The sequence below is a fragment of the Parabacteroides sp. AF19-14 genome (genome assembly GCF_003635485.1).
In the GTDB taxonomy this organism is placed as follows: Bacteria; Bacteroidota; Bacteroidia; order Bacteroidales; family Tannerellaceae; genus Parabacteroides; species Parabacteroides distasonis.
Map to the genome: position 1 here is coordinate 148,729 of NZ_QTMJ01000002.1, position 13,069 is coordinate 161,797.

A 13,069-nucleotide genomic window follows, 5' to 3' on the forward strand; every position below is an offset into this window, starting at 1 on the left:
AAAAAAATTACGATGAAGAGACAATTCTTATCATTCACGCTTTTACTTGCGTTATCCACTTGGATAGCGCAAGCCGCTACCGTAAGAGGCACTGTATCCGATACGGCAGGCAAACCGCTACAAGGTGTAGTCGTTACGGATGGTTATAATTTCACGCAAACAAATGAGCGGGGAGAATATAGCCTAGATTCGAATCTGGACAAAAGCCGCTTTGTCTACCTCTCCGTACCGGGTGACTATGAGATCGAGCAAACAAAAGGTATACCGGATCTTTTCTATCAGCAACTTGATAAAAGTAAGGAGATCAATGAACATGATTTTACGCTCACCCCTAGGAAACAGCCAATCGACGGGTTTGTCTACTTGGCAATCTCCGATCCTCAGACCATCGACGAACGGCAGATGAAACGTTTCCGTGAAGAGACCGTCCCCGACTTGAAGCAGACTATAGAGCGCTACCAAGGAAAAGAGGTCTACGGTATGGCGCTGGGAGACATTACTTGGGATCGCATGGATTTATTCACTCCTTATAAGGAAGCGGTCTCGGTCTTAGGCATCCCGATGTTCTCCGTGATCGGCAATCACGACCACGACTTACGTTACCCGGCCTTATCCAATCAAAAGGTAACCGAGGAGAGCTATGCGGAGCGTATCTACGAGGATCATTTCGGCCCTTACAATTATTCGTTCAATGTCGGGGATGCACATATCATCACCTTAAAAGATATTGATTATTATAAAGACAAGAAATATGACGAACGCTTCGGAAAGGAACAACTGGAATGGCTGAAAAACGACCTGAGTTACGTTAAACCCGGGACACTTGTATTTATCAACGTACATGCCCCGGTATTCAACCAGACGGATAAAGGGGGAGGAAACGCCGAGGACGCTGAGAGCCTGAAAGAGATCGTCAGCCCTTATAATGTCCATATCTTCGCCGGGCATACGCATTTCTTCGAGAACAACCAAGTCACACCGAATCTGTACGAGCATAATATCGGAGCCGCTTGCGGAGCTTGGTGGGCCGGCCATGTAAATCGGTGCGGCGCCCCGAACGGTTATCTGGTCGTTGAGGTGAAAGGGAATGCCGCTACTTGGTATTATAAGGCAACCGGCCATGATTCGGATTATCAATTCAGGGTTTATAGGCCGAATGAGTTCAAATCACAAGCGGATTACCTAGTGGTGAACGTATGGGATTGGGACCCGACCTACCAAGTTACATGGAGCGAAAACGGCATAGAGAAAGGTCGCATGGAGCAATTCGATGATGAAGACCAAGACTATATCGACATGCACGGAAAACCTTCTGGATATCATACATCGCACTTATTCCGTTGCCACCCTTCTGCCGGAGTCAAAGACGTACGGATCAAGGTTATCAACCGATTTGGCGAGACCTTTACTAAAAATGTAACACTCCCGTAATCAAATCGTAACAAGTGGCATTTACTTTTGTATCGATAAAATGTAGAAAACTCTCATTACATATTAATGTTAGAATCATTACAAAGGAACAAACCAAACCTTATTCCTAACTTTGAACGGCAACTTGGCTTTCGGCGGAAGGCGGTTGCCGTTATTTTTTTGAGGGTATATCCTATTCTTAACGGGAAAAGTTTCGAGTTCATTCGAAACTTTTGTACTTTTACGCAAAAGTTTCGAGTATGGACGATAGATTTAAGACATTAGAGAAGTATAACCTATGGGGTGGAAACGATTTTCCAACAGGCTATAAACGGCAAGATTATTTAGATAGGATATTATCCTACACCGGAAACAGATTAATCAAAGTCTTGGTAGGACAGCGACGTGTAGGGAAAAGCTATCTCCTTCGTCAGTTAGCTAGCCATCTCGCCAATAGTGGAGTAAATCCCCGAAATATATTCTTCATTAACTGTGAGCTATCCGCCTTTTATTTTTTGAAAACCAATGAAGATCTTGATTCCCTGTTTAATCTCTACTTAAAACAAATAAATCCTCGAGGTCGTATCTATCTGTTCATTGACGAAATCCAAAATGTAGAGGGATGGGAACGCTTCGCCAACTCATACTCACAGGACTATACCGCCGAATATGAGTTATTCATCAGTGGTTCCAACTCTAAAATGCTATCTGGAGAACTCGCCACGTTATTAGCCGGACGTTATGTGGAATTTGCCATCTATCCTTTTTCATACACAGAGTTTCTTGGAATCACCCAAAAAGAAAATAACAAGATACACTACCTAGAATATATGCAAAGTAGTGGTATGCCTGAATTATACCATCTATCTCAACCAGAAGTACAAAGAAATTATATATCCGCATTAAAAGACACCGTATTACTACGTGATATCATACAAAGACAAAACATAAAAGACGCTAAGTTGCTTGAGGACATTTTTGTCTATCTGGTAAATAACGCATCTAATTTAATATCAATTCGGAATATCACCAATTATTTCAAGAGCTCGGGAAGGAAGACCAGCTATGATACGATCGCCTCCTACATTAGTTACATAGAGGACACTTTTTTGGTACATAAAGTCGAGAAATACCAAATCAAGGGAAAGGAGACCATCGCCGGGAATTGTAAGTATTACATCAATGACCTAGGTTTCAACAATTATTTATATCAAGGCTTTGGCTACGGCATTGGGTATAAACTAGAAAACCTCATTTATCTAGATTTATTAAGGGCCGGCTATCAAATATACGTAGGCAGCATAAAGAACAAAGAGGTGGATTTCGTCGCTATCAAAGGAGAGAGGGTTATCTATCTCCAATCCACTTATTTACTAATCGACAAAGAAACCATCGAACGGGAATATGCCTCGTTAGAGGCCATTGAGGATAATTACGAGAAGATCGTTGTCTCGCTCGATGATTTGCCGCTTCCTTCCAAAGAAGGAATAAAGCACGTACAAGCATGGAATTTATCCCATGCCATTCTCTAAAATCAAGGTTTGTTTTCGGATCTAGCCCTTCCTATAAGCTCACAAAAAAAGCACCTTGGCATTTTGTCAATTTGTAAACTCAACTGCCCGAGAATCACTTTTTTCGGGCAAACGTACAGCTTATCCCCAAATACGAGAAAAAATATTAGCAATCATTTGTCTTATACGGCATTAGTTAAAAACAGCCTTTTATCCTAGCGAATTTAATTCATCCTAATTCATATCCTATAGCTTATCCGGGCTATCTCATTGAGTTACGACAGGGATATAACAGGGTTACGATGCCCATTCATGAGTACTAACAACCCTATTCATGACTGTTTACGATGCCCAACGGCACTACTGTCGTTGCCAAACACGACTAGTCGCACTGCCTTTTACCACCTATCGTGTGTAAAAAGTGGTCCTTTTGCATGAAAAAGGCTATTTATACCCCTCCGATCTCCCCTACTTCATACCTCTCTCAAAAAGGGTATGTCACGATATCCCCCTTATATCAATCAAAAAGATCGAATACCGTCCATTTCACCAACAAAGCCCTTATCTACCCTTATCAACAAATAAGGGGAAACAGCGCAATACTGTCTCCCCTTGCCTTTGATCCGTTTCCATCCTCACGGAAGTACTTACGGATGAACTTTAATTTATTACTTTAGTATTAATATTAATCCATTCCCGCTTGTTCGCCCTCTCGGGGTACTTGGATAATCCGCACGGGAATGATTTTCGATTTATCTTTTCATTATTCCTTTACATGTCTTATTTAACGACAACCTTTACGGTCTCGTCGCCAACCGTTACAAGAACGATTCCAGCAGGAACAGCGATCGTAGCGTTATCGGAAGTGACAACTGTCTCTGCCAACGGCATACCCAATAAGTTGCGAACATAAGCGGTCTCGCCTTGAGCGCCTTGGATCGTTACGGAACCGGCGTTGCCTGTTACTACGATAGAAGAAGTAGCGTTGTCAATAGACTCGTTACCGGTCGGAATGATACCATCTTCAACGGTTACGACCAAAGCTTCATTTAAATTGCTAGTCAAACCGATTTTTCCATTCAAACTATACAGATACTGCGCATTAGACAAGCTTCTAATCACATAGTCACCTTCTGTAGCGGCATCTTTCAATACAATGTTGAACTTATAGTTGTTCAAGCCAGCCAAAACGCCTTTACTTGCGACAGCCGCAACAGTCACAGTCTCACCTTTCACTTGAGTAGTCAGTGTATCTGCATTCACCAAAGTAGCAGGACGGAAAATAGCTTTCACTATTTCTTCGCCTTGGTTTTTCATGATATAGTTGAAATCCTTAACCTCACTTGCGGCACCTGTGCTATAATAATAAGCAGAGTCATACGCATTGTACAAGAAGGCTCTCTCCGTCTTTTCCGCTATACCTTTGGAGATGAAGAACGAAGGTAAGTAAGTATTGACATCAGCGGTATCCAACCAGAATGTCAAGTTCTCCGCAGATGCGTCAGCCGGAGCTACCACTGCCTGCATATCCTTACCTACAGCCATGAATCCACCATTTACAGCTTGGAAAGCCGCATGACGTAACTCCCCTTTCAAGGATACCATATCCTCACGCAATAAGGAGACTGCACGATAACTGTCTTTATCAGCATAGATTGTAGAAGAATTAAACTCTACCTTTCCTGTTCCTGTATTCAAGCTAGCGACATTACCATCAGCCTTAATCATATCGGTATATTTCTTATCAGACTTCAACATGGAATAAGAACCATCCAAGTTCTGCTTGAATATAAACTTACCCATAGGAGTAGAATTAGTAACGGTAGCGATAGCAGAGGCATCAGCCTTCAAATATTTATCTGAATTAACCGGATTGAAAGCATAAGACAATACGGCTACCGTATCACCAGAAGCAACAGTCTTCACTAATTTCTTAGTGGCATCCCAATAAGCATAACCCTTAACGTTCAGGATCGTATCAGATTTAGCAGCTTTCAACTCGGCTGCACTTTTGTCAAATTTAGTGATATTCCACAAAGTAAAGCCGGCCTCTTGCTTATGAGCTTCAACCTTATCATTATCAACAACTGTCAAAAGTAAATCATCGGCGATTCGGGAATCTTGTTTCTTGAAATTCAATTTAACCGGACCATAAGCGATAGCCTCATCGGATAGATTCAAGAAACCGGCCATCGGATCAACACTCTCTACAGGGATTAATTGGATATTCTTAGCATTAATCTCGCCATAAGTTGAGGAATAAACATGCTCATTTGCTCTATTCACATATCCATATATGAATCTCGCATCTGTAACATCTGCAGGAGTATCCCATTTACCTGTACAAATCTTAGCACCATGAACAAGGATAGCGTTATTTTGATCATACAAACCTAGCTTGATCTCAACATTTGTCTCACGGTTACGGAAGATAAATGATCCATTCTCATCTACGCCAACGATTGTCCATTGAGCGATCGGAGCGTTCATCATCGTATAGTCTGATCCATCAGCTAACAAACTCCAAGTGGTAGAAGCACCGGTGGTAGTCGTACTAACTCGCAAATATTTACCATACTCTGAGCTATTGTTACCACTTACCTTATCTGCTCCACTTGTGAACATGATCTGATAAACAGCTGGAGCATCAGCCTTCAATAACGATTCCGGTTTAATAATATTAGAGGCGCCAAACTGAGCTACCGTGGCACCATTTACCGAGGTTGTCGTTAAATAATTAGTGCCTGCATTCGTTACGACACCTACAGCAACATTCTGTCCAGCATCATATTTTCCATCCTTAATAACCGTAGCGGACATTGTCAAAGTATATTTACCCGGATCATTTGTAGGATATTTCTCTGTCACCGTGAACATCGCATTCTCTACCGGTAATTCATCTTTCTCAATGTCAGCATCCTTCTTCAACACATTACCACCAACTATCGTAAACTCATAACCTTGTCCAGCCTTAGGATCTAGGGCGTTAAAGCCATAATTCTTCTCCAAGTTAATCGCTATGAATGTAGAAGCCTCAAAGTCATCGGGTGTATTGATACCTTCCGCAGGTGTTGATATCGCAAAATAAGTACCAGCCTTGGGAGCCACAGTCGCCGCTAAATTGTATGCCTTTACTGTCTGGCTGAAAATATTTTCTGTCGGTTCCTTAGCGAACTTCAAAGAGAAGCCATCTCCTAGATATTGACTATTCAACTCATCAGCAGTCATTGTATTTTCAGCGGCCTCAAACAGAACGATTTTATTATCACCTGTCGCACCAACAGCGATTCCATTTTCAGATAGAGTTAATTCATTATCCGGAGCCTTAGCCGCAGACTTAAGCAATTGTCCCTTTCCGTCATAACTATCATTTGAACCAAAATAAAAATAAATAGACTTATCAGCCTTGCCTGCTACCGCTTCCGTTTTTTTTGTCACCAAATTACCGCTCTTATCAAAGCTCAAATAAGCCCCGGCTTCCGGATTCTTAAATGTATAATACGTCTTACCATCCGTACCTACAGCTTTCTCTACCACCCACAGATATTGAGCAATATTCTCGTCATCAAACTTAACATTTTCCGCAGCAGCTGTTGTGGCACTTAATGTTCCATCCGTATTCTTTATTCCTAATACAAATTCTCCATCAGTTAAAGTACCATCAGCAGCAGTCATCGCTACATAATACTTCTTGCCTGATTTGAATTCATGGCCATCATCCTTCGTGCCATTTGCAGCTACAACTTTATCCGGAGATGTAGTTGTATTAATAGCAGAGACAGAGGTAAACGCCGAGGTTAGCAGGACACTAACCGCCAAAGTAAAAAACTTCTTGTTCATAATCTCTAATTTAAATATTAATAATAGTGTTAATTAAATATCTCTCAACTCTTTAATTATCCTTCGCCATACCAAAACGACTAGTCTAGACCATCGTTTAGATCTTGCGTTTTTGAAGAGGGAAAACGGGAGGTTCGTTTACGGAATCGGTTGTTTCGTAAAGGATAGGCTATCCTATTGATAAGAAAGCGAATAAGGGATAAAAAAAATAGCTCGGAAGGGTTGCAGGTATCAAAGAAACGCGTACCTTTGCAAATGACGAATTAAAACGATCGTTTAGACTAGCCGTTTTATCAGATAAATCAGTCCTTGATATTATTGGTATGTATTACTAAAGCCTATTCATATACATCATATTCTTTAATGTACGTGTACATATATAATATAATTTCCAAGAATCCTCCTCTAGGTTAACGCATACTTGATTTCGCAGGCCGTAGAAGGCTTTCCAAGTGATCAGTTATTCACTTCCCGAGCCGTTAGTTAGCGGCTATATATAGCCGCTAGTTATTCATTCGACAAGCCGTTAGTTATTCACTTCAGGAGCCAATGGCACTCTATCAAACAGCTAGGCCTCCCTACTCCGATAAACAATCGTGCCCCAAAAGACTTTGAACTCACAGAGCATGCACCGATAAGTCGGCACTAAGCAACCATTAACAGAAATAATGGCTAAAATAGGCTGGAATGACCGCACTAAATTCAAACGGAAATATATCAATTTTAATCTATTGTCATGATTTAAGGCTATCCCCCATGAATATCGGATGAGTCGGAATTTCTACTGCCTTATTGTTTTAGGAAAGTGATAAAGAGCAAAAAAAGGAGTTAAGCCATAGACTTAACTCCTTTTCTCTCAGCTTTAGTCGGGATGACTGGATTCGAACCAGCGACCACACGCCCCCCAGACGCGTACTCTAACCGGGCTGAGCTACATCCCGCTTTTATTTTACGGGTGCAAAGGTAGTTTTTTTCCGTTAAATGCCAAAACTTTCACGATAAAAATCAAGAGACTCTAAGATTTTTTCCTTGGTGACCGATTGGTTGATACGGACATCTCCTACATTTTTCAGTAAAGTGAAGTTGATGATACCGCCCTCATTCTTTTTATCATGTGTCATTAACTCATATAAGGTATCGTAGTCCGTGCAGTCAAAGAAGAGCGCCGGATAATACTCTTTTATATAATAAACGACTTGACTCAATTTCTCCATCGGGAAGCCACACAGCTTATGCGAGAGGTAAAGCTCGCTCACGATACCCGCCGCTACCGCATGACCATGCAAGATCGGACGCATTTTCAGGAAAGACAAGCTCTCGAAAGCGTGGCCGATCGTATGACCGAAATTCAATGCCTTACGAATACCTTGTTCCTTGGGATCTTCCTCTACGATCCGCTCTTTCACGGCGACCGACTGGCCTACCAAACTATTCAAATACGAATAATTCATGGTGTCGATATCAAAAAGCATGACAGACGCATAATTCTCCATCGAACTAATCAACCCGTGCTTGATCATCTCCGCATAACCGGAAAGGATATTATCGCGATCCAACGTGCGCAAGAAATCGCAATCGATGAATACACACAAGGGGGGATAAAAAGAACCGACCTCGTTCTTCAACCCATTGAAGTTTATACCCGTCTTACCGCCAACCGCAGCATCGACGGACGCCATCAAGGTCGTAGGGATATTGATCGTACGGATGCCCCGCTTGAAAGTAGCGCCGGCAAAACCACCCATATCCGTAATCATACCGCCGCCCAAATTCACCAGCAAGGAGTTACGGGAAGCCCCCTCATTCGACAAAGCTGTCCATATCTGGGCTAAAGAGACAAAACCCTTATTCATATCACCCGCTTCCATCACGAGAATCGGCGCCTTTTGAAAGGCCGGTATATCCTCTACCAAGGGAAAACATTTCTCTTTGGTATTCGTATCCATAAGGATGAACAACTTATCGTATTTTAGAGAGGAGAGAAAATCTTGCAGTTCCGATTTCAGGTCCTTGCAAATAACCACTTTTTGCTCTGACATATCTTTTTTATTTAAAACCTTAGACCACAAAGGTAAAACATGTATTCCGATTATCAAAACGACATAAAAAAATTCCTTCGGATGGAATTCTTATTCGATCCGAAGGAATCTATCATTGCGTCCGAAAGAAAAGTCAATTTCTTCCGAACCGATTTTACTGTACTCCAACAGCCTCTTTCACAGCGCCAACCGCAATAGAAAGACCCTCCATGTTCTTACCGCCGGCCGTAGCGAAATGGGGTTGTCCACCACCACCGCCTTGGATATGCTTAGCGGCCTCTTTTACGATCTTACCGGCATGCAAGCCCTCTTTCACCAAATCATCGCTTAACATAAGCATGAGCGTGCATTTGTTATCGTCAATGATACCGGCAACAAAGACAAAGCTATCGGTTGTCTCCGCCTTGATCTGGAAAGCCACGTTCTTCATAGCGTCCGCATTTGCCTTACCAACGAACTGCATAACCTTGATACCATTACTCTCCGAAGCTTTCGCCACGATCTCCTCCTTCAAACGCATAGACTTCTCACGGATATAATCCTCGATCTGTTTCTTCATCTCCGCATTCTCCTCGATAGACTTTTTCATCGCTTGCGCCAAATTCGGCATATGGTTCATCAACGCACGCAACTCACGGATCAGATCTTGCTGGGCATATACGAATTGCTCGGCGCCCTCGGCCGTAACCGCCTCTATACGACGGACACCTGCGGCGATAGAGCTCTCTCCTATCACGTGCAAAGAACCGATCATACCGGTTGCCGGGATATGCGTACCACCACATAGCTCCACGGAGCTTCCGTATTTCACGACACGTACCTCATCGCCATATTTCTCACCGAACAAAGCCATAGCCCCTAGCGCCTTTGCTTCGGCGATCGGCATATTGCGATGCTCTTCCAACGGGAAGTTCGCACGGATCTTCTCTCCAACCAATATTTCCACCTTACGGATTTCCTCGTCCGTCACTTTCTGGAAATGAGAGAAGTCGAAACGCAAAGAATCAGGCGAAACATACGAACCTTTCTGCTCTACGTGCGTACCTAATACCTCACGCAACGCCTCATGCAAAAGGTGCGTGGCAGAGTGGTTACACTCACACTGGATACGCTTTTTCACGTTGATCTTCGCGGTAAATGTAGCCGTTACGTCCTTCGGTAGTTTAGTAACCAAATGAACCGGCAAATTATTCTCACGTTTCGTATCGATCACGTCGATCTTCTCGTCGTCGGCGATCAACCAACCCGTATCACCGACCTGTCCACCCATTTCCGCATAGAACGGGGTTTGATCCAGAACGATCTGGTATAATACTTTATTCTTTTGTTTGATCTGGCGATAACGCAAGATCTCTGCCTCGCATTCGAACAAATCATAACCCACGAACTTACATTCACCCTCTTTCAGCGTGATCCAGTCGCCTGTCTCGATAGCGGCGGCGTTACGGGCACGCTCTTTCTGCTTCTGCATAGCCTTATTGAACTCCTCGATATCGGCTTCCATGCCGTTCTCACGAAGAATCAATTCCGTCAAGTCCAACGGGAATCCGTAGGTATCATATAATGTAAAGGCATCTACGCCATTCAAGACTGTCTTGCCCGCAGCCTTCGTCTCCTCCATTTTCTTATCCAGCAAACGGATACCGGTTTCCAAGGTACGAAGGAAAGATTCTTCCTCCTCCTTGATAACCTTCTCAATCAAGGTTTTCTGAGCGATCAATTCCGGATAAGCGTCGCCCATCGTCTCGATCAATACGGGCAAAAGCTTATACATAAACGCTTCCTTGCGATCCAAGAACGTATAACCGTAACGAACGGCACGCCGCAAGATACGACGGATTACATAACCGGCCTTAGCGTTGGAAGGCAACTGTCCGTCCGTGATAGCGAAAGCGATCGTACGGATGTGGTCGGCGATCACACGCATGGCGATGTCTTGCTGTTTATCCGTACCGTAAGTCGTACCCGCCATTCCCGCAATTACCTTGATAATCGGTTGGAATACGTCCGTATCATAATTTGAGGTCTTACCCTGCAATGCCATACACAGACGCTCGAATCCCATACCGGTATCGATCACCTTAGCCGGCAGCGGTTCCAAAGAACCATCGGCCTTACGGTTGAATTGCATAAATACAAGGTTCCAGATCTCGATTACCTGCGGATGATCCTTATTTACCATATCGGCACCGCTGACCGCCGCACGCTCCTCGTCCGAACGAAGGTCGATATGGATCTCGGAACAGGGACCGCAAGGACCCGTATCCCCCATTTCCCAGAAGTTATCATGTTTGTTACCGTTCAGAATATGATCTTTCGGTAAATATTGCTCCCAATAACCAGCAGCTTCGTTATCACGATCTAAGCCTTCAGCGGGGCTTCCCTCGAATACGGTGGCATATAAACGCTCCGGATTCAGCTTCAATACCTCTACCAAGTATTCCCAAGCCCAGTTGATCGCCTCTTTCTTAAAATAATCTCCGAACGACCAGTTTCCGAGCATCTCAAACATCGTATGATGATAGGTATCATGTCCTACCTCCTCTAAATCGTTATGCTTACCGCTAACACGAAGACATTTCTGAGAGTCCGCGACACGAGGATACTTACGGGGCACGTTGCCCAAGATAATATCTTTAAACTGATTCATTCCCGCGTTCGTAAACATCAACGTGGGGTCACCCTTTACCACCATTGGAGCGGAAGGCACGATCTGGTGTTCCTTAGAAGCGAAGAATTGCTTGAAGGATTCACGGATTTCTTTTGCTGTCAACATAATCTATTTATATAGTTCTCGTTAATATTCTGAAAAACAATTTGCAAAAGTACTGCAAATTATTATTTTTGCGTGCATTCAGATAACAAAAAATGTAGATGAAACTCTTTAAAAGTCGCAAAACATACTATTTATACAATCCGAACACTCTCAATTATGAGCGTGTATACCCATCTAGCAAAGACCGGCTGTTCACCGTTCTCCGCCATTTAAGCACCGGAATAGCGTTCGGCGTAGCCACTTTTTTCGTCATGATGCATTTGGTGGACTCTCCGATGGAATCTCAGTTACGTAAGGAGAACCGCCTATTGCAAACTCAATACGAGGTGCTTTCCCTTCGCTTAAATAACGCGTTGGACGTATTGGATGATATCCAACAGCGTGACGAGAATCTGTACCGGGCTATCTTCCAAGCTGAGTCTATACCCGAATCCGTTCGGAAAGCCGGGTTTGGAGGGACAAACCGTTACGAGCATTTGATGAGCCTGTCCAATCCGGAGCTTGTTGTCTCCACGACCCAAAAGATGGATATGCTACGTAAGCAATTATATATCCAATCCAATTCCTTGGAAGAACTGATCTCCCTAGGAAAGAACCAAGAAGAGAGAAGTAAATGTATCCCGGCGATCCAGCCGATTTCCAATAAGGATCTGCGTCGTACCGCTTCCGGCTATGGCGTACGTATCGACCCGATTTACCGTACACCTCGTTTCCATTCCGGAATGGATTTCTCGGCTAAAGTGGGAACGGAGATCTACGCGACAGGTAATGGCGTAGTCACTTTTGCCGCTTGGAAACAGGGATACGGAAATTGTTTGATTATCGATCATGGCTACGGCTATCAGACATTATACGGTCATATGAGTAAGTTCAAGAAACGTGTCGGACAAAAGGTTACTCGTGGAGAGGTGATTGGCGAGGTTGGAAATACCGGGAAATCTACCGGCCCTCACTTGCATTATGAGGTAATCGTACGAGGGAAGTATGATAATCCGTCCAAATACTATTACATGGATCTCTCACCTGAGGAATACGACCGTATGATCCAGATTGCCGAGAATCATGGTCAGGTTATGGATTAAACTTCATTAGCAGTATGAGTCTAAAAAAGAATAAAGATCTCAAACTCTATTTTTCCATCAGCGAGGTGGCGCAGATGTTCGACGTGAACGAGTCCACCCTTCGCTTTTGGGAGAAGGAGTTCGATATCATCAATCCAAGGAAGACGAGCAAAGGTACCCGTTTTTACAAGCAGGAGGATATCGACGCGGTACGCCTCATCTACCATCTGGTTAAAGAGAGAGGGATGACCTTGGCCGGCGCACGGCAAAAACTGAAGGACAATAAAGAGACGACGATCCGGCAAGAAGAGATCGTAAACCGCCTGAAACAGATCAAAGAAGAGCTGTTAGCTATGAAAGACGCATTTGATGCTTTTGCCCCGAAAGTGTGATTATTCTGTTGATAAAACCAGAACAAAACCGTACCTTCGT

Annotated in this window: 7 protein-coding genes and 1 tRNA gene; 4 read left to right on the top strand and 4 right to left on the bottom strand. The window is 43.5% G+C overall.

Going from position 1 to position 13,069, the window contains the following annotated elements; genetic code table 11:
- Positions 1-12: 12 nt before the first annotated feature.
- Both DWX33_RS02360 and DWX33_RS02365 read left to right on the top strand, forming a co-directional pair.
- Positions 13-1,431, top strand: a complete 1,419-nt coding sequence (locus DWX33_RS02360) for a calcineurin-like phosphoesterase family protein (RefSeq protein ID WP_087343647.1) — start codon at positions 13-15, stop codon at positions 1,429-1,431.
- A 239-nt stretch (positions 1,432-1,670) separates the two neighbouring features.
- A complete protein-coding gene (locus DWX33_RS02365) occupies positions 1,671-2,942 on the top strand; it encodes an ATP-binding protein (protein WP_087343644.1) in 1,272 nt (423 codons plus the stop codon).
- Between the two features lie 759 nt (positions 2,943-3,701).
- Here DWX33_RS02365 and DWX33_RS02375 read toward each other — a convergent pair.
- From DWX33_RS02375 to alaS, 4 genes are all read right to left on the bottom strand, one after another.
- Positions 3,702-6,761: a DUF6383 domain-containing protein gene (locus DWX33_RS02375; RefSeq protein ID WP_122379774.1), complete on the bottom strand. Its 3,060-nt coding sequence runs from the start codon at positions 6,759-6,761 to the stop codon at positions 3,702-3,704.
- A gap of 866 nt (positions 6,762-7,627) precedes the next feature.
- Positions 7,628-7,702: transfer RNA gene (locus DWX33_RS02380), tRNA-Pro, on the bottom strand.
- 36 nt (positions 7,703-7,738) lie between these two features.
- Positions 7,739-8,800: a 3-dehydroquinate synthase gene (aroB, locus tag DWX33_RS02385; RefSeq protein WP_005861282.1), complete on the bottom strand. Its 1,062-nt coding sequence runs from the start codon at positions 8,798-8,800 to the stop codon at positions 7,739-7,741.
- 154 nt (positions 8,801-8,954) lie between these two features.
- Positions 8,955-11,576 carry an alanine--tRNA ligase gene (gene alaS / locus DWX33_RS02390; protein ID WP_057326001.1) on the bottom strand — a complete coding sequence of 874 codons (2,622 nt, stop codon included), beginning with the start codon at positions 11,574-11,576 and terminating at the stop codon, positions 8,955-8,957.
- Between the two features lie 98 nt (positions 11,577-11,674).
- Between alaS and DWX33_RS02395 the strand changes: the two genes are divergently transcribed.
- Together DWX33_RS02395 and DWX33_RS02400 are read left to right on the top strand one after the other, a co-directional pair.
- Positions 11,675-12,658, top strand: a complete 984-nt coding sequence (locus DWX33_RS02395; protein WP_005861279.1) for a M23 family metallopeptidase — start codon at positions 11,675-11,677, stop codon at positions 12,656-12,658.
- 14 nt (positions 12,659-12,672) lie between these two features.
- Positions 12,673-13,029, top strand: a complete 357-nt coding sequence (locus DWX33_RS02400) for a MerR family transcriptional regulator (RefSeq protein ID WP_005861277.1) — start codon at positions 12,673-12,675, stop codon at positions 13,027-13,029.
- Positions 13,030-13,069: the final 40 nt, after the last annotated feature.

What these genes read in the sequence shown, in the direction of transcription:
- DWX33_RS02360 (WP_087343647.1), top strand. Translation starts at nt 13, where the DNA reads ATGAAGAGACAATTCTTATCATTCACGCTTTTACTTGCGTTATCCACT.
- DWX33_RS02365 (WP_087343644.1), top strand. Translation starts at nt 1,671, where the DNA reads ATGGACGATAGATTTAAGACATTAGAGAAGTATAACCTATGGGGTGGA.
- DWX33_RS02375 (WP_122379774.1), bottom strand. Translation starts at nt 6,761, where the DNA reads ATGAACAAGAAGTTTTTTACTTTGGCGGTTAGTGTCCTGCTAACCTCG.
- aroB (WP_005861282.1), bottom strand. Translation starts at nt 8,800, where the DNA reads ATGTCAGAGCAAAAAGTGGTTATTTGCAAGGACCTGAAATCGGAACTG.
- alaS (WP_057326001.1), bottom strand. Translation starts at nt 11,576, where the DNA reads ATGTTGACAGCAAAAGAAATCCGTGAATCCTTCAAGCAATTCTTCGCT.
- DWX33_RS02395 (WP_005861279.1), top strand. Translation starts at nt 11,675, where the DNA reads ATGAAACTCTTTAAAAGTCGCAAAACATACTATTTATACAATCCGAAC.
- DWX33_RS02400 (WP_005861277.1), top strand. Translation starts at nt 12,673, where the DNA reads ATGAGTCTAAAAAAGAATAAAGATCTCAAACTCTATTTTTCCATCAGC.